The 23076-nt window shown below is 39.9% G+C and carries 17 protein-coding genes, 1 riboswitch and 1 other annotated feature; of the genes, 2 read left to right on the forward strand and 15 right to left on the reverse strand.

The window, feature by feature from the left end; genetic code table 11:
* Positions 1–2 precede the first annotated feature (2 nt).
* From mbhE to CLNEO_RS06610, 6 genes are all read right to left on the reverse strand, one after another.
* Complete coding sequence (gene mbhE / locus CLNEO_RS06585; protein ID WP_066086237.1) at positions 3–908, reverse strand: hydrogen gas-evolving membrane-bound hydrogenase subunit E; 906 nt, start codon at positions 906–908, stop codon at positions 3–5.
* Between the two features lies 1 nt (position 909).
* On the reverse strand, positions 910–1164 hold the full coding sequence (locus CLNEO_RS06590) for a hydrogenase subunit MbhD domain-containing protein (RefSeq protein WP_066086239.1): 255 nt from the start codon (positions 1162–1164) through the stop codon (positions 910–912).
* The gene (locus tag CLNEO_RS06595; protein WP_066086242.1) at positions 1161–1466 is read right to left on the reverse strand and encodes a cation:proton antiporter; all 306 of its coding nucleotides are present in this window, start codon (positions 1464–1466) and stop codon (positions 1161–1163) included. Before CLNEO_RS06595 ends, CLNEO_RS06590 begins: the two co-directional genes overlap by 4 nt.
* Positions 1463–1783 carry a monovalent cation/H+ antiporter complex subunit F gene (locus tag CLNEO_RS06600; RefSeq protein WP_066086244.1) on the reverse strand — a complete coding sequence of 107 codons (321 nt, stop codon included), beginning with the start codon at positions 1781–1783 and terminating at the stop codon, positions 1463–1465. The genes CLNEO_RS06595 and CLNEO_RS06600 overlap by 4 nt, the downstream gene beginning before the upstream one ends.
* Positions 1780–2244 (reverse strand): Na+/H+ antiporter subunit E, encoded by a 465-nt coding sequence (locus CLNEO_RS06605; protein WP_066086246.1) that lies wholly within the window; start codon positions 2242–2244, stop codon positions 1780–1782. Before CLNEO_RS06605 ends, CLNEO_RS06600 begins: the two co-directional genes overlap by 4 nt.
* An 822-nt stretch (positions 2245–3066) precedes the next feature.
* On the reverse strand, positions 3067–4608 hold the full coding sequence (locus tag CLNEO_RS06610; protein ID WP_066086249.1) for a putative polysaccharide biosynthesis protein: 1542 nt from the start codon (positions 4606–4608) through the stop codon (positions 3067–3069).
* Positions 4609–4788: 180 nt separating this feature from the next.
* A riboswitch (glycine riboswitch) is annotated at positions 4789–4894 on the forward strand.
* A 172-nt stretch (positions 4895–5066) separates the two neighbouring features.
* On the opposite strand from CLNEO_RS06610, the gene CLNEO_RS06615 reads away from it, so the two are divergent.
* The gene (locus CLNEO_RS06615) at positions 5067–6395 is read left to right on the forward strand and encodes an APC family permease (protein WP_066086252.1); all 1329 of its coding nucleotides are present in this window, start codon (positions 5067–5069) and stop codon (positions 6393–6395) included.
* A gap of 179 nt (positions 6396–6574) precedes the next feature.
* Here the strand turns inward: CLNEO_RS06615 and ligA are convergent, their stop codons facing one another.
* From ligA to CLNEO_RS06640, 5 genes are all read right to left on the reverse strand, one after another.
* Positions 6575–8548, reverse strand: a complete 1974-nt coding sequence (gene ligA, locus CLNEO_RS15565) for an NAD-dependent DNA ligase LigA (RefSeq protein WP_066086255.1) — start codon at positions 8546–8548, stop codon at positions 6575–6577.
* A 21-nt stretch (positions 8549–8569) separates the two neighbouring features.
* Positions 8570–10825, reverse strand: coding sequence for a DNA helicase PcrA (gene pcrA / locus CLNEO_RS15570; protein WP_066086257.1), 2256 nt, complete (start codon positions 10823–10825; stop codon positions 8570–8572).
* Positions 10826–10966: 141 nt separating this feature from the next.
* A complete protein-coding gene (locus CLNEO_RS06630) occupies positions 10967–11272 on the reverse strand; it encodes a YerC/YecD family TrpR-related protein (protein ID WP_066086259.1) in 306 nt (101 codons plus the stop codon).
* Between the two features lie 56 nt (positions 11273–11328).
* Complete coding sequence (locus CLNEO_RS06635; protein WP_066086262.1) at positions 11329–12075, reverse strand: phosphatase; 747 nt, start codon at positions 12073–12075, stop codon at positions 11329–11331.
* 437 nt (positions 12076–12512) lie between these two features.
* On the reverse strand, positions 12513–13754 hold the full coding sequence (locus CLNEO_RS06640; protein ID WP_066086264.1) for a serine hydroxymethyltransferase: 1242 nt from the start codon (positions 13752–13754) through the stop codon (positions 12513–12515).
* Positions 13755–14116: 362 nt separating this feature from the next.
* Here CLNEO_RS06640 and CLNEO_RS06650 point away from each other — a divergent pair, with 362 nt between their 5' ends.
* Positions 14117–15145, forward strand: coding sequence for a hypothetical protein (locus tag CLNEO_RS06650; RefSeq protein ID WP_066086269.1), 1029 nt, complete (start codon positions 14117–14119; stop codon positions 15143–15145).
* A gap of 233 nt (positions 15146–15378) precedes the next feature.
* Here the strand turns inward: CLNEO_RS06650 and CLNEO_RS06655 are convergent, their stop codons facing one another.
* The 4 genes from CLNEO_RS06655 to mraY all read right to left on the reverse strand — a co-directional run bounded on the left by CLNEO_RS06655 (position 15379) and on the right by mraY (position 23075).
* Complete coding sequence (locus tag CLNEO_RS06655) at positions 15379–18012, reverse strand: valine--tRNA ligase (RefSeq protein WP_066086272.1); 2634 nt, start codon at positions 18010–18012, stop codon at positions 15379–15381.
* 369 nt (positions 18013–18381) lie between these two features.
* Positions 18382–18604: a binding site (T-box leader), on the reverse strand.
* A 149-nt stretch (positions 18605–18753) separates the two neighbouring features.
* Entirely contained in the window at positions 18754–19893 is a 1140-nt protein-coding gene (ftsW, locus tag CLNEO_RS06660; RefSeq protein WP_083531888.1) for a putative lipid II flippase FtsW, read from the reverse strand.
* A 616-nt stretch (positions 19894–20509) separates the two neighbouring features.
* A complete protein-coding gene (gene murD / locus CLNEO_RS06665; protein ID WP_066086275.1) occupies positions 20510–21865 on the reverse strand; it encodes a UDP-N-acetylmuramoyl-L-alanine--D-glutamate ligase in 1356 nt (451 codons plus the stop codon).
* A 223-nt stretch (positions 21866–22088) separates the two neighbouring features.
* Positions 22089–23075 carry a phospho-N-acetylmuramoyl-pentapeptide-transferase gene (gene mraY / locus CLNEO_RS06670; protein WP_330382572.1) on the reverse strand — a complete coding sequence of 329 codons (987 nt, stop codon included), beginning with the start codon at positions 23073–23075 and terminating at the stop codon, positions 22089–22091.
* Position 23076 lies beyond the last annotated feature (1 nt).

The following is a 23076-nucleotide window of genomic DNA, read 5'->3' on the forward strand; positions in this document are numbered from 1 at the left end:
AGTTAGATATCTCCTTTAGTAAACAAAGCATAGAAACCATACATGGTACACGCAACTATCAAACCTACGCAAATATTTAACGGCAAAATGAAGCCAGCACTTAAAATGTTTCCGGGTATGCCTTTTGGAATTTCAAATCCAACATGATTCGCTCCTGTAAAGAACGAATAGCTTTTGCAAGCACAGTATGTTAAAAGTCCTCCCACGCATATAAGTGTAAATGTACGGAAAGTAAAGAATGTTTGCATCTTTTTCTGCCCATAAGCCGATGCATAGAGGATCAAACCCGCCCCGATAATTGTGCCCCCAGAAAATCCACCACCGGGAGAAAGATGCCCATTCAAAACAACATAAATCCCATAGAGAATAATCAGGGGAGCTAATATTTTGCCGCCAATCTTTAAAATAGGGCGCTTTTCGTTTTCATCAAAAAAGTCATCCTCCCTATTTTCCCGTTCTTCTTTTTCACTGTAATTCTGCTTGTCCTTCTTTAACAAAAGAACAACACTCATAACAGCTAAGAATAAAACGTTTGCTTCTGCAAAGGTGTCAAAAGCACGGTAATCTAAAATCATGCCTGCAACAAAATTGACCGCACCCGTTTCCTCAATCCCACTTTCAAGATAGCGCTCCATTACTTCGTTATCCACAGGGTTAGATGGATTTCCAAATTCGGGAAGATCATTCACAACAGAGAGCATAATGCCAATAAATAGTGCACTAATTGCAACACTTAAAAAGCCATACAGCTTTGTATTTCCTTTTATCGTTTCTACGGAAAACTGGCGACGCCAGTCTTTTTTCACTTTTTTTGATCTCGTAATAATATATTTATCTGCATCTAGGATGACTTCCTCGCCATCCACCCATGCCTTTATATGCTTCCATAATTTTTTTTTCTCTTCCATATCAGCCCTCACGTGTTCCTTTCAAATAATGAACCTTTTTCAGTGTAAGGAAGAATAAAATACTATCTACCCCTGCACCTACCGCGGCCTCTGTAATTGCAAGGTCGGGAGATTCCAAAAACAACCAAATTACCGCCATGATTGAACTGTAGCCCATAAAAACAATGACTGCCACAAATAAATTTTTCGTCAGCGAAACAGCCAGGGCGCAAGCGACTAAAAACACCAACAATATAATCTGAATTACTTCACTCACTTTTCACGCACCCTTTCCTCGTAGCTTTTGTTCGTCAGTACCTCTACCTTTGCAATACTGTGCGTTGCAATTGGCCCAGACATCCAAAAAAATAAGATGATTAAGAAAAGTTTTGCACCCGCAAAAAAATTCATATCCAAAATCATCAAACCTACAACGATTGAGGCTAGACCAAGCGTGTCTCCCAATGCTGCTGCATGAATTCGGTTTAAAACGTACTTAAATCGAAAAATTCCAAATATAGAAAGCAAAAAAACAATAAGTCCCATAATAATAAAAACTGCCGCTATAGCTTCTCTCATTTTTCTTCTGCCCCCTTTTCTCTTCTATTTAAGAACAATTCTCTTCCTTTATGATGCAATGTAACCACATGACAAATAATTACAACGGCAAGGAAACTTAATAAAGTATACACCAGCGAAACATCTATCAGCCAAATTTCATTCAGGTATGACGAAAGGATACAAATGGTTGCAGTAGTCATGGTTCCTATCATATTGATTGCCACAATTCGATCCGTAAATCGTGGGCCTCTGATTGCTCGAACAAAAACAATACAAATGCCAATTGCAAGAATTCCTAATGCAACCTCTAAAAGCATTTTCATTAATTCACTCATAGCTTAGCCTCCAACTCTTTTATCTCCTTCGAGAAAATCGATTCATTTAAATCCTTGCCAAAGGACTTGTCCAACGCATGAACCAAATATTCATCGTCATCCAATTGAATTGTATAGGTTCCCGGCGTCAAAGTAATTGAGTTTGCAAGAAGCACCTTGCCAAGGTCAGATTTTATATCTGTTTTGAATTTTACAATGGTTGGTTCAAATTCTTTATTTGAAGATAGGATGATACGAATAACCGCAATATTGGCTTTTATGATTTCAAGTGCTAAAATAAAAAAATACTTAATATAAAGATGCATATATCGTAAAATTGATTTTTCTTTTTTCGATTGGTAGCCCATATGTTTACACATAAACCAGTAAAGCCAAGCGCAAATAACAATGCCCAGCAGTACAATTTCCACTGTTACCCTTCCGTTAAAAATAATCCACAATATAAAAAGTAGAAAAAACATTTTCTCATCCTTCCCCTTGTCAAAAAAAATTCAATACCAGTATAATATAAAGCGATAAGTCGCTATTATTATCTTACCAATATAAACATTATTTACAGAACTTTGTATTCAAACAAATCCTATGTTACGTTAAACATTTAAAAATTCACTTTATTGATTGATTCAATATTCAAAAAACGAATCATAAAGCTTTACGATTTCTTAACATAGTATTTGCAAAAATGCAAATCTGCAAAAATATATGTAAATATTCAACTACTATATTATCGTCTAACAGCGAGTAGTTGTCAAGCTTCTCATAATAAGTAACAATAAAACTATAACATATTTCATTTCAATAATGGAAACAATGTGAATTTCCCATATATTAATTTGATTATTTTGATTAATATTTGTTTAAATTATCCAAATTTTAAGCCTGTTTTGCAAAAACAAAAAAATTACTATTGAAGAATTCCTTTAAAATCAGTAAAAAATGTAATTTTTTTTTACCTAATTCTTATCTGACAAGAACGGCAATTGTGCGAAATGATTTGCATGCTAAATATACGAAAATTATTTTTTTGTTATGAAACTTGTTTTTAAATTTGGGATAGAAAACAAATATTTGTGCATTTTGCTATTTTTAATTTTTTTAATAAAATAATATATACATCAAAATCCTTCATTTTTCTACAAAATACTTTTCATTCAAGCTCGTAAAAAAATTAATTTTTTATGAAAACAAAAAAGTGATTCTTGCATATCTGAAACAATGGCGTAGATATATCACATTATTCAAACAAACAAGCTATTTTTATCTCTTTTCTGATTCATTTATTTTTATGATTTACGGTCTTTCCTCTTTTTCCCCAAAAACGTGGCCATATTTTCTTGGGAGAAGCAACCCAGCATGAGCAAAAAAACGAGATATAACAATCCCATAGCAGTTAAAGATAATAAAAACAGTATTTTGGATGGCGTAGAGATTTGAATAATATAGCGAATAATCAAGCCGGAAGCCCCTCCTGCCAAAAGAGGCTTTACAAAGCAGTCATAAAGATCCGGCAAAACGCCAGTCGTTATGTATAACTTATGCAAACAAGAACAAACGGAATAAACCAACCCCATCGCCCAGGAAACAAGAAAGGCATTCATACCATATACCGGCATGAAGAACCAAATGCCTGAAATAGTGATTGCAGAGGTGATAAGGTTGTTGCGGAACAAAAATAGCTGCTCTCCCATGCCATTTAATAAACCATGCACGGTTGTTAGGGCATATAAAAAAGGACAAAGAAATGCCAGAGGGAATAATAATTCCCCCAACCCCTGACGATTGTAAACAATATAGCAAATTTCCCTAGGAAAAACTGCAAATAAAGCTGCCGCTCCAATCCCAATGATAAACGTAAAAAGAAAAGTTACAGAAACCGTTCGACTAATTCTTTGATTTTGTTTCACAGCACACGCCTCAGAAATTTCCGGCACCAAGGATATCGAAGCCGCCATCAAGCAGGCGGAAGGCAATAAAATTAAAGGCATAGCCATACCCGTTAATTCACCGTAGGCGCTTAAAGCCTCCTTTGCATTTTGTCCGTAAAGCTGCAATTGCCGAGGGATTAAAATATTTTCTGTCGTTGAAAGTAAGGAAGCTGCAATTTTTGTTGCAGAAAGGGGCAGCGCCATTGTCAAAATCATGTTGCAGGTGGCAAATGAAGAAAAAGTAGGTTTTTTTATCATTTTTTTACGTCGTTTAAAACGGATATAGCTGATTATCACAAAAACAAAGGATAAAAATTCTCCTAATACCACACCTACAACAGCAGCGCAGCAAGCATACGTTAACCCCATGGGAACAAAAATACTGGCCAATATATAGATCGTCAAAATACGTATTGCCTGTTCTAAAACCTGAGAAAAGGCAGGCACAAAAGCATTTTGCATCCCAATGAAAAAACCTCTGAAGCAAGAGCCTGCGGACATAAACGGAATTGCAAAGGAAAGCAATCTCAAGGATAAGGCGGCACGCCCATCTTTGAGAATTTCTAGGGCAATTTTATCTGCAAACAGAAATAAACATCCTGAAACCACAATGCTGATCATGATTGAAAGCAAAATAGATTGCTTTACGATTCTGCCAATATTGCCAGATTGACCAAGGGCGTTTTCCTGTGCAGTCAAACGGGAAATTGTTGTGGTAAAGCCTGCCGAGGTAATGCTCCATGTCAAAATGTATATGGGCAAAATCAATTGGTATAAGCCCATGCCCTCAGATCCAATGGCGTTAGACATAAATACGCGGTAAAAAAAGCCCATAAATTTTGTAATTAAATTGGCTGCTGTTAAAATCAGCGTCCCTGTAATAATTGTTTTTCTGCTCATTTCATCACCTAATGTACGGGTATTGTTACATAATATGAAAAAATAAAGCAATAAAGAAATACTTTCTTACTTTTTTGATTGAAAATAAAAAATAGTAATGTGAATTAAAAATTTTGCATTTTTTTATTGACAAATTGTCATGATAAATATATACTGATTTTACAAATTACATAAAGCCAGTTGATACGCAAGGGAGATCTTATTTTTTGAGATAAGAACCGATGGAGCAATCCAAAAGAGCCGTTTTTTGGAGAAACTTTCAGGTAAACAGAACCTTGGGTGGATGGAACTCTGGAGAGTGTCTTATAAAAGACCGCCGTCGAAGTAATGCTTTCAGGTGAAGGTACAGAGGATATACATACAGGCAGCTTTTTTTGCTTGTATGTCCTTTTTTCTTTGCGAAAAATCGACTGACCTTGTAATTTTAGTTACTATTCAACCACATTGGAGGGAAAAACATGGAAAAAAAGCAAGCGCTTAAAAAAAATCTTGGGATATCCACAGCCATGGCCACAGTTGTAGGCTGCGTAATCGGTTCCGGCGTATTCTTTAAGCCACAAGCTATTTATACTGCAACGGGGGGCGCCCCCGGATTGGGTATGCTGGCATGGCTCATTACCGGTCTGGTTTGTATCGCTGCGGCAATGACCTTTGCGGAGGTTGCCATTATGATTCCAAGAACTGGCGGTATGGTTACATATTTGGAAGAAGCTTTTGGCAAAAAAGTGGGCTTCCTTGCAGGATGGATGCAAAGTATTTTATTTTACCCCGCCATGATTGTCGCACTGGCTGTTATCTTTGCGCAACAGGCAACCCTTTTTGTTGGCGAAGGCTTCCGATTGCCTATTGCAATTGGCGCTATCATTCTTATTATTATTCTAAATAACCTTGGGTCTGCTGTTGGCGGCGGCGTACAGATAATATTCACAATCTGTAAATTAATTCCACTGATTTTACTTATGATTTTTGGCTTTCTGCGTGGCTCGGGCACCAACCCAATTTTCACCCCTATGGTTGCAGACGGCTTAAGCCCCGCCGTTATACTTGGTCAACTGATGATTGCAATTTTATTTGCCTTTGAAGGTTGGACAAATGTTGGAGCCATTGCTGGGGAAATGAAAAATCCCGGTAAAGACCTGCCCATAGCAATTATTGGTGGCGTTTCCGCAATTATGGCAGTGTACTTTGCAATCAATTTGGCCTACTTATGGGTACTGCCTGCACATGAACTGATGAATTTAACTGCACCTGCATCTGCAGTAGCGATTGCTGTTTTTGGTGAGATTGGCGGCAAAATAATTTCCGTAGGCATCATGATTTCCGTATTAGGTGCGGCAAACGGCTTTATTCTTTCTGGCTCCCGCGTAACCTATTCTTTAGCGGAAGACGGAACGCTGCCCTTTAGCGCACAGCTTGCAAAAATAAATAAAGCTCAAGTTCCTACAAACTCCATTATTATGGTTGGCGGTCTTTCTTGCCTTTTCGCAATCAGCGGACAATTTAATCGTCTAACGGATTTGGCGGTATTTTCTTGCTGGATTTTCTATACCTTAACCTTTTTTGCAGTAATTCGTTTGAGAAGAACCTGGCCTGATGTTGAAAGAACCTACAAAGTGCCTTTGTATCCCATTATTCCAGCAATAGCAATAATCAGCGGCTTCTATGTCGTTTTAAACCAATTATTTATGTCGGGTTCCACAAGTAGGATTTTATCAATTGGCAGCATTGTAGTGACTTTAATTGGCCTACCTATTTATAATGCAACAAGCAAAAAGAAAACTTCGTAAAAATTTGTTTTGCTTTTCATATTCTCCCATTGGCATATGGTTCCCCCCATATGCCTTATGCAAAAAAACTCACTCCTACAAGAGTTTTGAAAATAGTACAACAGAAAAAGCCCATATCCCAAGGATTAACCTTGTAATATGGGCTTTTTCGTATTTTTAATAAGAAAAGTATTTTAAATTTACTCCCCTACGGTATCATTCGGATAAATCCCAAACTTTACAATAAAATCTTCTTCACTAATAATTGGAATTCCCAACTCTTTTGCCTTTCCATTCTTAGATGAGGAGGAATAGGTGTCATTGTTAATTAAATAATGGGTTTTCTTCGTAACGCTTCCCGTCACCTTGCCGCCTTGCGCCTCAATTGCGTCCGCAAGGGCCTTTCTGTTAGAAAACCTTGTTAAATCCCCCGTCACAACGAAGGTCAGCCCTTTCACAAGGGAATCCTTTGTATCCTTGAAATCTGGAAGCCGAAAGCGCAAATACCCTACCGCTTGATTCAATAAAGCTATGTGCTCCTCCACCTTGAAATAGCGGCTGATACTATGGGCAATCACCTCACCAAAGCCATCAATTTCTTTCAATTTATCTTCTGTTGCCCCTTTGATTCCCTCCAAATCATAATCAAACTTCTCACAAAGAAGCTTTGCATTGCGCAAGCCAACCTGGTTAATGCCCAAAGCATAGATAAAATTCGGAAGCTCCACATCCTTAGCTTTTTCAATAGTCTGTATCAAATTTTGATAGGACTTCTCACCAAAACCATCCAAGCTTTTAATTTCATTTTCATGGTGGTGTAAGAGGAAAATATCGGGATATTGTTTAATGAAGCCCTTCTCCAGAAATTTTTTTATCGTTTCCTCCGAGAGCCCTTCCATATTCATGGCATCTCTGGAAACAAAATGGGTTAATCTTTGAATTCTTTGGGCGGAGCATTCGGGATTTGTGCAATATAATGCCTCCCCATCCCTCTGTTTTCTGATTTCAGTTTCCCCCCCGCAAACAAAACACTGCTTAGGAATTATTGCCGTGTCCGAACCAGTGAAATTCTCGGCAATTTGTGGAATAATCATGTTTGCCTTATAAACCTTTATTTTGTCGCCAATGCCCAGCTTCAGTTCCCGCAAAATACTCACATTATGCACACTGGCACGGCTAACCGTTGAGCCCTCCAATTCCACAGGATCAAAAATTGCAATGGGGTTCATTAATCCCGTTCTGGATGTATTCCATTCGATTTCTCGCAAAGTGGTTTCCGCCATTTCGTCCGCCCATTTAAAGGCGATGGAATCCTTGGGAAATTTTGCTGTTCTGCCAAGACTTTCACTGTAGTCAATACTATCAAAGGTCAGCACAAGACCATCGGAGGCAATATCATTATTCTGTATATGGGAGCGAAACCATTCCACTTCCCCCACTACAGTTTCTGCCCTTACCAGCCTATGCTCCACCGCATCAAAACCAAGGCTCCGAAGCCAATCCAAATTTTTGGCCTTACTATCAGACAACGCTGCCCCTTCCGCCTTTACCAAGGTAAAGGCAAAAAAACGCACCCGCCTTTTGGCGGCAATTTCGCTGTTTAGCTGACGCACTGTACCACTGCATAGATTCCTTGGATTTTTATAAGCCTCTTCCTCGGAAAGCTCCTCATTGATTCGTTTAAACTGGGAATAAGAAATAACCCCCTCACCACGAAGCACCAAATTGCCTTTAAAGCTGATTTGCAAGGGCAAATTTGCAAAAACCTTTGCGTTATGGGTCACATCCTCGCCAATTTCACCATTTCCGCGGGTAATTGCCTGTACCAACGCTCCGTTTGCGTAGGTCAAAACAATGGTTAAGCCATCAAGCTTCCAAGAAAGAATCCCTGTTTTTTCACCCAAAAAACTCTTTAGCTTCCCCGTTTCCTTTGTTTTATCCAAGGAAAGTATCGGGCTGTCGTGCTTTATTTTTTTTAAATTGCTTAAAACAGTATAACCAACCCTTTGTGTAGGGCTATTTGCCAAAATAATGCCGCTCTCTTTTTCTAATTCCTCAAGTTCATCGTACAAACGGTCATACTCTTGATTGGACATAATTTCTGAATCCTGTTGATAATAAGCCTTACTTGCCTCATTCAGAAGAGAAATCAATTCCTTTATTTGGTTTACCATTTGGCCACAACTCCTAATCCATTACTCGCTTACTTTAATGAGCTTTGATAATTTTGCCATAAATTTCTTTGTTCCCTTTTCACCAAAGGAAACCTCAATTTCAAAATCAGCACCAGCGTTTTGTATGGATTTCACCACACCAATTCCATATTTGGGAGCACGCACCTTATCTCCCACAATATAATCCAAGGTAAAGTCTTTGGGTGCAGGCATGTTTTTTTTCATAATAGGCACATCCTTGCCAGGCCTTCCTGCTCCTTTGCCATTTTTCTTTAGGGAGGTAATGGGAGAAAGCTTCATACTGCCACGCATTGCATATTTTTTTGCCATGTCAGAAATCTGACGCGTAGGCATATCCACCAAATCCTGGGGAATTTCTTTTAAGAAGCGTGATGGCGGATTATACTGAGTAATTCCGTGTTGCATCCGACTCTTTGCATGGGTTAAAAACAATTCCTCTCTTGCACGGGTAATTCCAACATAGCAAAGACGGCGTTCTTCCTCAATATCCTTCTCTCCGCCATACATTACCGCACGAAAAGTCGGAAACATTCCTTCCTCCATACCAATCATATATACATAAGGAAATTCAAGCCCTTTCGCACTATGCAGCGTCATAAGCACAGCGGCATCTTCGCCCACTTCATAACTATCAATATCTGCCACTAGGGCAACTTCCTCTAAAAAGCCTGCCAACCCGCCTTCAGGGTTAGTTTTATCGTATTCTACGGCTTTATTCACAAATTCGTCTATATTTTGCAGGCGAGAAAGAGCTTCCTCCGTCCCCTCTGTCATTAAAAGCTGGAAATAACCCGAGCGTTTTACCACATTATCAATAAGCTCCGCAGCAGAAAAATTGTCTGCATCATTTTTCAGGTTCATAATAATTTCATAAAAATCACGGAATTTTGACATTCTGGTTTTCAACTCTGTTACTTCATCCAACCTTGCCAGTGCATCGAACAGAGAAATCTCTTTTTCCTCTGCAAATGCCACTAATTTATCAATAGATGCCTCGCCAATTCCTCTTTTGGGCACATTTATAATCCGACGTAACGCAATGGTATCGGCAGTGTTCGCTAAAACCTTAAGATAAGAGAGAATATCCCGAATTTCCTTTCGCTCATAAAATCTAACACCGCCGCACAAACGATAGGGAATTCCCTTTTTAACGAATTGATCCTCAACCGCACGAGATTGGGCGTTGGTACGGTAAAGCACCGCCATTTCTTTAAACTTCCTGCCTTCATTCACAAATTCTTGTATTCTTTCGGCAACAAAGCGAGCTTCATCATATTCATTCTCACCCTTGTAAATATGCAAAATATTACCCCCGTCATTTTCCGTCCAAAGGGATTTATCTTTTCTCGTTTGATTATTATGAATGACGGAATTTGCGGCCTCCAAGATTTTTTGGGTTGAGCGGTAATTTTGCTCTAATTTTATAACAACAGTTGCAGGGAAATCCTTTTCAAACTCTAAAATGTTTCGGATATTAGCCCCTCGCCATCCGTAAATACTCTGATCATCATCCCCAACAACGCAAAGATTTTTATATTTTGATGCCAGCAAATAAACCAGCTCATATTGAGAGGTATTTGTATCTTGATATTCATCTACCATAATATACCTAAATCTGTCTTGATATTTTTCTAAAACATCAGGGAAATTACGAAATAGTTGAACAGTTTTATAAATTAAATCATCAAAATCCAAAGCATTATTTTCTTTTAAACGCCTTTGGTATTGATGGTAAACCTCTTTAATTTTACCTGCTTTTTCATCCCCAGGCTCTATAGTTTTACTATAGTCCTCCCATGAAATCATTTTTTCCTTTAAGCTGCTGATAATAGCCAGTGCACCCTTTAATGAAAAATTTTTATTCATTGTATCAAGGTTTAGCTGTTTAAAAACTTCCCGCATAAGTTTCTCTTGATCATCGGTATCATAAATGGAAAACTGTACGTCATAATCCAAATGATGAATTTCGCTGCGCAAAATCCGAACGCAAGTGGCGTGAAACGTGCTGATCCAAATATGATCCGCCCTGTCTTTTACTAAATTATGCACTCTTTCCTTCATTTCCTTTGCCGCCTTATTGGTAAAAGTAATGGCAAGAATATTCCAAGGCTTTACCCCTGTTTCCAATAAATGGGCAATGCGCACAGTTAATGCGCCTGTTTTTCCACTGCCTGCACCTGCCAAAACCAAAACAGGCCCATCTTTTTGTAAAACAGCCTTTTGCTGCATCTTATTGAGCTGTTCAAAACCTATCATACCACAATTCTCCTCTTCTTTATTATCCCTACTTGCTATTATGATAAAAGCGGCAAGAAAGGCTGATATCAACAAATACCGGAAATTTTCCATTTCCTTCGCCGACAATCAGCCCTTACACTTATAATTAGCTGTAACTTATTATTCTTCTGCCTGTTTTAATGCTTTTACACGATCGATTGCCAATTTATATCCGTCCGTTCCATAATGAAGGCAGCGGTTCACCCTGCTGATCGTTGCAGTTGAAGCACCAGTCTTTTCGGCAATTTCCACATATGTGCATTTTGCATCCAACATAGCAGCGACTTCCATTCGTTGAGCAATGGCCTGAATTTCATTCACCGTACAAAGATCCTCAAAAAGTTGATAACATTCATCAATGGTATTCATGCTTAAAATACATTGGAAAAGCTTATCCGTAAGTTCAGTTTTAATTTTTTTATTCATCCCAAAGGCCACCTCTTTTACACTAAACTTCCTTTATATGTTAACATACTAAAGTGTTAAAGTAAAGGATTTTCATCTCTTTTTTCCCCTTTATTGCGTTTTAAAGCACACAATAAGCTCTCTGGATTCGTGTTTAAAACCAACTCATCTGGAAATCCAACTTCCTCCATTAACCTTTCCACATAATAAATATCACCGATACCGGTATAAAAATGAGCATCGCTGCCCACCACAACAGGCGCATCCTCTTTCATAGCCATTCTCAAAATCCGTTTAATGTTTTCATCACTTCCTGCACGGAATCCCCCCGGCACCAAAGACGCATTATTGATTTCCAATAAGGTTCCCGTTCTCCTGGCGGCATTGAAAATTTCCTCATAATCCAAAGGATATCTGGGGTCACCGGGATGTCCCAAAATATCCACCCAAGGGTTTTCCATTGCACCAATACAAGCTCTTGTGTTTTCCCGCTCTGTTCCCGGGGCAATGCAAGGAATATGTAAGCTGGCGATGGAAATATCAAGCTTAGAGAGAAGTTGCTCGTCCAAATCTATGTTTCCGTCAAAGTCAGTAATATTTAATTCTACGCCCTTTAATACACGAACGCCAAACAACGCATCATCAATGACATGCAAATTGGCAAAATAAGCATGGGAAGTTGTATTTTTCATGGCAGGGGCATGATCCGTAAGAGCAATGAACTCCAAGCCTTTTTCTGCCGCCGCTCTTATGTTTTCCTGTATAGTGCTGTATGCATGTCCGCTAGCAATACAATGGGTATGGGTATCCGCTAAAATTTTCATGATTTTCCCTCTCTAACTCTATAATTTCACGAACCTCGGAAACTTCGCCCGTAAAACCATTGGTTCTCGAATCGTTTCAAGAATATCATCAGAATAACATCAATTCCTTAGCGCCGCCTAAAGCATCATCAAAAATGATTCATCAAAACGGCATCCCAGCTTATCCCCGAAATCCTACATTAATTGTGAAATATAAAAAATTATATCGTTGCTTAAATTTAATATTAATTATATTATATCATACCATAGGATTAAAAGCAAAACCCACTACTATTTATCTTAAATCCTCCAGTTGCCTATTCTATAGAAAAAAACGCTTATTTGGCTTACAATCAGGTTCCATGTCATTTCATTGTTTTAAAATTCCAATTTTTACCAAAACATAAAAAAAGCCCCTCTGCCAAACATGACAAAGGGACTTATATTATCCATAAAATTTAATCTTCATAAATTGGATATTTATCTGTTAACGCTCTTACCCGCTTTTTCGCTTCTTCCTTGCTTCCTTCAAAATCCTTCAAAACCATAGCAATTACTTCTGCAATTTCCTTCATATCTTCCTCTATCATGCCTCTGGAAGTAATTGCTGGTGTACCAATACGAACACCGCTGGTAACAAAAGGCGATTGCGGATCATTGGGAATGGTGTTCTTGTTCACAGTAATACCAACCTCATCCAATATTTTTTCCGCTTCCTTACCAGTAATATTTAGTCCACGGAGATCAACCAGCATCAAATGGTTATCCGTACCGCCGGAAACGATGTCTACGCCATTTTCCTTCAGGCTTTCCGCCAAAACCCGCGCATTTTTTACAACCTGCCCAATATATTGTTTGTAGGAAGGTGCTAATGCTTCCTTGAAGCATACCGCTTTAGAGGCAATTGTGTGCATCAATGGGCCACCTTGTATTCCAGGGAAAATCGCCTTATCAATTTTCTGGGCATATTCTTCCTTGCACATAATCATACCGCCACGAGGGCCACGCAAGGTTTTATGTGTTGTTGTTGTAACAAAATCAGCGTGGGGCACAGGGGATGGGTGGAAACCAGCTGCAACCAAGCCTGCAATGTGGGCAATATCCACCATAAAATATGCACCAACTTCTTTTGCAACCTTACCCATAAACTCAAAATCAATGGTTCTTGCATAAGCACTTGCACCTGCAACAATCATTTTGGGCTTCACTTCTAACGCCTTATTGCGGAACGCCTCATAATCAATATAGCCATGATCGTCCACACCATAAGGAACAAAATTAAAATATTTGCCGGAAAGGTTTACGGGACTGCCGTGGGTTAAATGGCCGCCATGGTCAAGATTCATGCCCATAACCGTATCACCATATTGCAGCATTGCAAAATATACAGCCTGGTTTGCCTGGGAACCGCTGTGAGGCTGCACATTCGCATGGTCGCAGCCAAAAAGTTCTTTCGCTCTATCTCTTGCAAGATTTTCAACAATATCAACCTTTTCACAACCACCATAATAACGCTTTGCAGGATATCCTTCCGCATATTTATTTGTCAAAGGCGTACCCATTGTCAACATTACAGCCTTTGAAACAATATTTTCTGATGCAATTAATTCAATATTATGTTGTTGGCGTAAAAGCTCAGCCTCAATTGCAACAGCCACTTCTGCGTCCACATTTTTAATTTCCTCAAAGTTCAAACTCATCTGATTTCCTCCTAATTGTTCTGAATTAATATTTTTCTATCTAAAAGTATACCCCCAACAAATGTCACTTTTTACATCATAAAGACAACAGCGATTCATGTTTAAAGTCATACCTTCTACGCCAATAAAATGAAAAATATAACCTGTAATTTGAGTATAACCAGAGTATACCATTTTATGCTAAAAAAAACACTTGGGAAAATGAATAAAAAAACATTTGTCTGCACATAAAATGCAGTTATTTTTTCCAACACATTGCAAAACAGCAAAGTACAAAATATATTTGTTCTACCCCTATCACCCATTTTCCTCCTTTACATACTATATATAAGAACTACAAACAAATCAAAGGAGGCAATCTTATGGGAGCTTTTGAATTTGATAACAATGCCAATCTCAGTGCAAGTAGCTGTGGTTGTTGCTCCAATGCAGGAAGAGGCGAAGCTTGCATCATCGCGCAAAGAATCTTCGACCAGTGCCGCATTCAGAAGTGCTTATCTCCTGATATTTTAGGGCCTGCACGAGTTGCAACAAATCCCGTTCCCTGCTGCAATGAAATGCTTTGTCCGGGCGACATCATCGTTCCCCCTTGCAACGCAACCGATGTTATCATGAAAAAACTAAAACTTAAGAAAATTGAAATTATCCGCAAGACCCCCAGCCCTTTGCAAAGCGGCTGCTGGGATATCGAACTAAAGTATATTTTTGAATACACCTTGGAATTCCGTCGTTCTGATGGCAGCTATATCGGATGTATTGACGCAACAAGCAGTTACACCTTAAAGTTAACACTTTTTGGTGGCAGCGAAACTGACGTTACAATTGTAGATGACATGTTTAACGGCAATGTGAATCCCGGCATAGAGCCATATTGTCTTGCTGAAGGCAAGGCTTTGGCCTTAGATGCAGAACTGAAATATCCTTGCTGCACCTATGTTTGCTGTGACTGCGGATGCGGCTGTGATTGCGGATGCAACAGCGGATGCAATTGTGGTTCCTGCGGTGACATGGCAATGGGCGCACCTGTGGCTGTTAGCGTTACAATTGGCCTTTTCACTATTGTACAGTTGTACCGCACAGTGAACATGTTAGTTGAATCCGCAGGCAGATGCTTACCTGAAGCTTGTGTAGCACCTCTTTCCCCTGGCGATCCTTGCGCAAACTTTGAAGCTCTGAGCTTCCCTTGGAATGTGTTCGCGCCCTGTGATGAACCGAAGTCCTGTTGTGCGGTTGGACCAAATTACAGTTCTCCTAATTGTGAATTAGGCGATCACACCTGTAACAACATTGCCAGCAACAACATTGCCAACAACAACATTGCAAACAACAACAGATGTGGCAGCGGCCGCAACAGCGCAGCAAGCGGCAGCAACAAATGCGGCTGTCGATAACAAATTTTCTCATATCAAGTAACATATTTCTTCCCCGGCCATCGGTCGGGGCTTTTCTATGGTTTTTTTGCGCTTATTGAGAAATTAAGCAAAAAAACGGACTGGGCTCTATTGAATCATATAGAACCCAGTCTCTAAAAAATGCATAAAGAAAACCTTCAGCCTTCAAATCCCCGTCAGTACTTAAAGGATTTTCAATAGATTTTTGCAGTCCCTTCGTTCACAAAAACCGCTTATTTTTTCATCTGTGATAAATGTTCCTCCACTTGCGCCAAAACAGCTTTATACTTTTCCCCTTTCGCCTTTTCCTCATCAATCAAAGACTGGGGTGCTTTTGCAACAAAGCCTTGGTTTGCCAGTTTCTTTTCCACGCGCTCAATTTCCTTGAGCATCTTTTCACGCTCTTTTTCCAAACGCTCTATTTCCTTGGAAATATCAACCAGCTCAGCCAAAGGCATATAGATGGTTGCCTCTGAAATTACAATAGAAACCGCATCCTCGCCAATGCCCTCACGGTTCCTTTGAACCATAACCTCGCTAGCATACGCCAAGGTTTTAAAGAATACTTTTGAATGCTCAAAAATTTTGCAAATATCTTCTTTTTCAGATACTACATACACTTGAACCTTCTTAGAAGGAGGAACATTCATTTCTGCGCGAATATTACGGATATTACGCACAGCTTCTTTGATTGTATCAATTTCAGTTTCATTCTCTTTGTAGTTCCATTCTTCCTTAAATACAGGCCACTGGGAAATCATAATGCTTTCCTCAGCATCCTGAATGTGCATAAACAACTCTTCTGTAATAAAAGGCATGAATGGATGCAATAGCTTTAATGCATTGATTAATACGGTTTTCAGCGTCCAAAGAGCCACTTCTCTTGTTTTATCCTCTTTGTTATACAAACGAGGCTTCACCATTTCAATATACCAATCGCAGAATTCATCCCAAAGGAAATCATAAACCTTTTGTGCAGCCAAGGCCAATTCGTAATGCTCCATGTTGTCTGCCACTTCTTTTGCCAAGGTGTTTACCTTTGATAGAATCCACTTATCTGCAGATGTGGGCATCAACAGCTTTGTTTCTTGCTTTTCGTCCATGTTCATCATCACGAAACGGGTAGCATTCCAAATTTTGTTACAGAAGTTTCTGCAATTATCCAATCTTTCCCAATAAAAACGCATGTCATTCCCGGGTGCATTGCCAGTAATCAGCATCAAACGTAGAGGATCTGAACCATAATTTGCAATAACCTCTAAAGGATCAATACCGTTGCCCAGGGATTTTGAGAACTTACGTCCCTGTTCGTCACGAATCAAGCCATGAATCAATACATCATGGAACGGAATTTCCCCAATCTGCTCTAAACCGCTGAATACCATTCTGATAACCCAGAAGAAAATAATATCATAGCCCGTTACCAATGTGCTTGTAGGATAAAAATGCTGCAATTCCTCCGTGTTTTCTGGCCAGCCCAAGGTAGAGAAAGGCCATAATGCAGAGCTGAACCATGTGTCCAATGTATCCTCATCCTGCCTGATGTTTGTTGAGCCACATTTTTCACACTTTTCAGGGGTGTGCTTGCTTACAGTAATATGACCGCAGTCTGCACAATAATATGCAGGAATACGGTGTCCCCACCAAAGCTGACGGGAAATACACCAGTCACGGATATTTTCCAGCCAATGCATATAAACCTTGCCAAAGCGATCCGGCACAAAGCGTACCTTCTGGTTTTCATAAACCTCCATAGCAGGCTTTGCCATTTCGTCCATCTTAACAAACCACTGCATTTTAATCATAGGTTCTATGGCAACATTACAGCGCTCATGGCAGCCAACGGCATGGGTAATATCTTCTATTCGAATTAAATAGCCCTCTGCCTTCAATCTCTCTACGATTGCTTTTCTGCATTCATAGCGATCCATACCGGCATATTCCCCTGCCAATTCGTTCATAGTGCCATCATCGTTCATAACGCCGATGCAAGGCAGATCATGGCGCAAGCCAACTTCAAAGTCGTTAGGGTCATGGGCAGGTGTAATTTTAACAACGCCTGTACCAAATTCACGGTCAACATATTCATCAGCAATAATAGGGATTTCTTTGTTTAGCAAAGGCAGAATACAATTCTTCCCGATTAAATGCTGATATCTTTCATCCTTAGGATGAACAGCAACCGCAGTATCCCCCAGCATGGTTTCTGGTCTTGTTGTTGCCAAACGCAGCTTTTCATCAGAGCCTACAATGGGGTAATCAATATGATAGAAATGTCCTGCCGTATCGATATGGTTTACCTCTGCATCGGAAATAGTCGTCTGACATTCAGGGCACCAGTTAATAATCTTTTCTCCGCGATAAATATAGCCTTTTTCGTATAAGCGGCAAAAAGTTTCCAAAACGGCGTCAGAACAGCCCTCATCCATGGTAAAACGAACTCTATCCCAATCACAGGAACAGCCCAATTTACGCAGCTGATTCAAGATAATACCGCCGTATTCTTCTTTCCACGCCCAAGCACGATCCAAGAAACCCTCACGGCCAACATCGTCCTTTGTTAAGCCCTCGGAAGCCATTTTTTGAACTACCTTTAATTCTGTAGAGATGCTTGCATGGTCAATACCTGGAACCCACAAAGCATTAAATCCCGCCATTCTTTTCCAACGAATAAGAATATCCTGCATGGTGTTATCCAAGGCGTGGCCCATATGCAGCTGGCCTGTAATATTCGGGGGGGGCATAACGATACAAAAAGGTTTTTTGCTTTTATCAACCTCTGTGTGAAAATATTTTTTTTCCATCCATTTTTCATAGAGTCTTTCCTCTACGATCGACGGATCATAATTCTTAGCCAATTCCTTCATAAACTTTCTCCTCCCTAATTTTAAAAAATGTTTCAACTGTATCAATCTTTCATAACAGAAAATTTCAATTTTTTGTGAAGTACCAATCGGCCTAAATACAAATCTCAAATAAAAATCAAAGCCTTACGGCTTCTGACTTTGCAAAGACCTCATTTCCCGTCCGTTTAAAAACGTAAAATTTTCAAAAAATACTTCTTTGTCTTTTTTCCCAATGAACATTGGGCAGGCACTTCCACCCTTTATAAAGATTGCCATTTGCTCCATGTTAACGTCATAAATAATGTAGCATATTTATATCCACAATCCTGCCTTTTTATTTTTATGTCCGGCTTAAAAAGCATTTTGCGGACAAAAAAAAGCTTTCATCCCAAAAAGGACGAAAACTCGCGGTACCACCTTTATTTCTGCCCAAAAAGGACAGACACTCAATAACCAATAACGGAGTCACCCGTTTTTACCTACGCAGGAAAACCCTTCGGCAAAACAACTCAAAAGCTACCTTCTGTATCCTATCTTGTAAAGGGCTTGCAGCCGATGACCCTTTCTCTCTGCCAATTATCCGATACATACTCCTCTTTTTCACGGTCTTTCGCAATCTCTATATTTCAAGATTTTAGTCAATTCAACTAAATTTGTCAAGAGTCTTTTTAACAAATCACCCAAAAACCGAAAAAGAAAAATAAAAAATAGCATAAAAAACAGCACAGGCCAATTTTGATGGCAAAGCTGTGCCGTTTCATTTTATTCTTTTTGATACCTTGAAATATTCAAAAGCAAACCAATCATAATTGTTAAAAACAAAAGTGAAGTACCGCCATAGCTAACAAATGGCAGGGGCTGGCCTGTATTTGGAATGGTGTTTGTAACAACCCCAATATTAATGATTGCCTGAAATGCAATTACCGAAGTAATTCCCGTGGCCATCAGTGTACCATATGTATCCTTTGCATTCATAGCAATTTTGATTCCGCGCCAAATTAAAACTGCAAACAGTATAATGATCAACGCTGCACCAATAATGCCAAGCTCCTCACAAATAATGGCGAAAATAATATCGTTGTGAGATTCTGGGACAAAGGTTTTCTGTCGGCTTTGCCCAAGACCAAGGCCGAAAATGCCCCCGGAGGCAACAGCGTAAAGTCCCTGAATGGTCTGAAAGCCTTTATCCGTCGGGTCAGACCAAGGGTCAAGCCAAATTCTAATTCGACTTAAGCGATACGGGAAGAAAATTACTGCAATCGCGCCCAAAGGAATGACACCCGCCGCTGCCACAACAAAATACCAAATTCTTGGGCTGCCAATGAACAGCATTGTTAGTCCCATCAGTAAAATCAAAAGTGCAGAAGAGAAGTTTGAAATGGAAATGAGGGCAACAGGTATTAATAAAACCACAAGAGCCCTTAAAAACCCTTTCAGCTTTGCCAACTCCATCCTATGGTTTACGATATAATGGGATAAATAAAGAACCAAGGCGAGCTTTGTGAACTCCGAAGGCTGAAACTGCAGCATACCTACACCAATCCAGCGTTTCTGGCCACCGGCCTCAATGCCGATAAAGGGTAAAAGGATTAAGAAAAAATTCGAAAGCCAATATGCTACTAGAGATAGCCGCCGCCAAACAATATAAGGTACATTCATAGTGAAAATCATAGCTACAGTGCCTAAGACCACCCAAGCACTCTGGCGTTTCAGAAAATAGAACATATCAAATTTATATTTTTCACTGGTCATGGTTGTATAATAGCTGGCGCTAAAAATCATTACAATGCCAAATAACATTAGCGTTAGTACCACAAACAAAACCGTAAAGTCAAAGGAATCGGGCTTAATTCGTTTCCTTTTTCCAGCGATTGCCTTTGCTTGGCTTTTAACTCTGCCCATTTCCTCACTCCTTCCCTTTCAATTTCAAGTTAAGGTCTTTAGACCTTGGGGCTTTGCCCCAATCCCCACAAGGGATTTCATCCCTTGACCCTTTTTTCAAAAACTTTGTTTGTGAAGGGGATATAAATAATATTGCTTTTCACCCTTCCCGCTTAGGAAAACCCAGTTTTCCATATCGGGTCAAGGGCATCGCCCTTGCAAGGTGTTAGGGGCGGCGTCCCTTAGGTCTTTAGACCTTGAGACTCTGTCTCAAACTCTGCAAGGGATTTCATCCCTTGACTCTTTGTTTCAAAAACTTCGTTTTTGAAGGAGATATAAATAATATTAGTTTCTCCCTCTCCTTAGGAAAGCATAGCTTTCCATATCGGGTCAAGGGCACCGCCCTTGCAAGGTGTTAGGGACAGCGTCCCTAAGGTCTTAAGACCTTGAGACTCTGTCTCAAACTCTGCAAAGGATTTCATCCCTTGACTCTTTTTCTCAAAAACTTTGTTTTTGAAGGGGATAAAAAAACACTATTTTCCCCCTTTCCTCTTAGGAAAACGCAGTTTTCCGTATCGGGTCAAGGGCACCGCCCTTGCAAGGTGTTAGGGACAGCGTCCCTAAGGTCTTGTCTTTTTTATCTTTTAAACCCTCTTACCTGCTCTTTGAACATATCCCCGCGCTGTTCATAATTGTCAAACATCCCCCAGCTAGCACAGGCAGGCGAAAGCAAAACGCAATCCCCCTCCGCAGCTTTTTCTTTGCAAAGATTCACAGCCTCCACAAAGGTATGGCAAATCGAAATATTCGTAAAACCAAATTTTTCAGCAGACTCCCTAATCTGCTGCGCTGTAACACCAATCAAAACAAGATGTTTTACTCTGCCTTGAAAAAGCTTCGTCCAATCGTCAAAGGATACCCCCTTGTCATAGCCCCCACCAATTAATACTATGGGCTTTTTCATGGCAAGCACTGCACGAATAGAAGCATCCGTATTGGTACCTTTAGAGTCATTATAATAATCTACGCCATCAACCGTTGCTACATACTCAATTCTATGCTCAACTCCACTAAATTTTCTTAAAACCTCCCGTATGGTATCCAAGGGAACCTCTGCTGCAATTGCCATCGCCACCGCCGCCATGACATTTTCGTAATTATGCATACCCAAAACTTGCAGCTCATGTACAGAAATCAAATCCTCATCGATTCCGTCCCAGCGCAAATGAATCATATCACCGTCTAAATAAATTCCTTGGGACAAGGCCTCCTTGCTGCAAAAAAAGAATACCCTCGCCTTTGTTTTGTCCGCCATTTTGTGGCAAACCTCATCGCTGTAATTTAGGATACAAAAATCTTTTTCGTCTTGATTTTTAAAAACACGTTCCTTCATGGCAATATAATTTCCCATGGTTTTATGTCGGTTTAAATGATCAGGGGAAATATTTAAAACCGCACTGATATGGGGACAAAAGCTTTTTGCCTTTTCCATCTGAAAGCTGCTGATCTCAGCCACAACCCAATCGTCCTTGGTCAGCCGAGTAACCTGGCCACTATAAGAAACACCAATATTGCCCACTACCGCTGTATTCGGCTTCACCGCCTGCATAATCTGTCCCACAAGGGTAGTTGTGGTAGTTTTCCCATTTGTACCCGTAATTGCTGTAACAGGACACGGTGTTAGGGTGTATGCCAATTCAACCTCGCTAATTACAGGGATACCCGCTGTCTCCGCCTTTAAAATAAAGGAAAGGTCACAGGGAATTCCAGGGCTTAGTACAATCAAATCCTGTGCCAAAACAATTTCATCGGGGTTTGCCCCTAAAAATAAAGAAATACCCTCATTCTCAAAAAACTGAGCTTCTTTTATCTCCTCACGTTTTTTCATATCCTGCAGCGTAACCTTTGCCCCAATCGTATTTAAAAGCTTGGCAGCGGAAACGCCGCTTTTGGCCATACCGCAAACCAAAACCCTTTTATCCTTATATTCCAACTTAGATTCCCTCTTTCCGGGCGTTTTAAAGCACAAAACATCAAAACCCCTAATAAAATAATAAAGAAAAATTATTGAAAGATTACTCTGAGCAAACATTGCAATCCTTATTTTCTATGGGTTACCACAAGTCCTCGCCACTTTTAACGTTGAGTGCTTATGAGATTTATATAACCTACAAAGAATTATATTATAAGAAAACCCTTCCCTTTTCCTATCTCACCTAAAAAATATTTTTGCAGGCCAAAAAACCAATCAAGCAAAGCATGGCCGTAGCCACATAAAACAGCGTAACAACCTTCGTTTCTCTCCATCCGCTTTGCTCCAAATGATGGTGAAAAGGCGCCATCTTAAATAATCTCTTTCCGGCACCATATTTGCGCTTTGTCAGTTTAAAATAACCCACCTGAAGCATGGTGCTGACAGATTCCAAAAGATAAATGAAGCCCACAATTAGAATAAAAATCGGCATCTTTAAAATAAAAGCCGTAGATGCGATAAAACCTCCCAAAGCAAGGGAGCCGGTATCCCCCATAAAAACCCTAGCGGGATAGGAATTAAAAATCAAAAATGCTAATAAACCACCAACAATAGCGCCACACATAGGGGAAACAGTGCTGCCTGCCGCCCAAGCTACTACGGCAAAAAAGGCCGCCACAATCAGCGTCACGCCACCTGCCAAGCCATCCAATCCATCGGTTAAATTTACCCCATTTACCGTACCCAAAACAGTAACAAATAAAAACGGTATAAAAAGAATTCCCAAATCTATCCTCGCCCCATTCCCAAAAGGGATATAAACCTGGGTTCCAATACCGCTTTTATAAATATACCAGCAAAAGATCCCGGTCACAATTAACTGAAGCAACAGCTTTTGCGCCGCCCGAAGACCAAGAGAGCGTTTTTTTACCACCTTAATATAATCATCTAAAAAACCAATAATACCGTAGCAAACTGTTACCAAAAGAATTACCGTACCATCAAGATTGTCTTTCATAAAAAAAGATGCTGCAACGGCAAAAGCAATCAAAAACGCAATGCCACCCATCGTGGGCGTTCCTTGTTTTTGCAAATGGCTCTGGGGACCGTCATCTCTTACGTTTTGTCCAAATTTCAATCTATGCAGCATAGGAATCATAACGGGACAAAGGATAACCCCCACTACAAACGATATGATAATTGCGTATACTGCCTGTTCCAAAGACCCCACT

It is taken from the genome of Anaerotignum neopropionicum (assembly GCF_001571775.1).
GTDB classification, from domain to species: Bacteria; Bacillota; Clostridia; order Lachnospirales; family Anaerotignaceae; genus Chakrabartyella; species Chakrabartyella neopropionicum.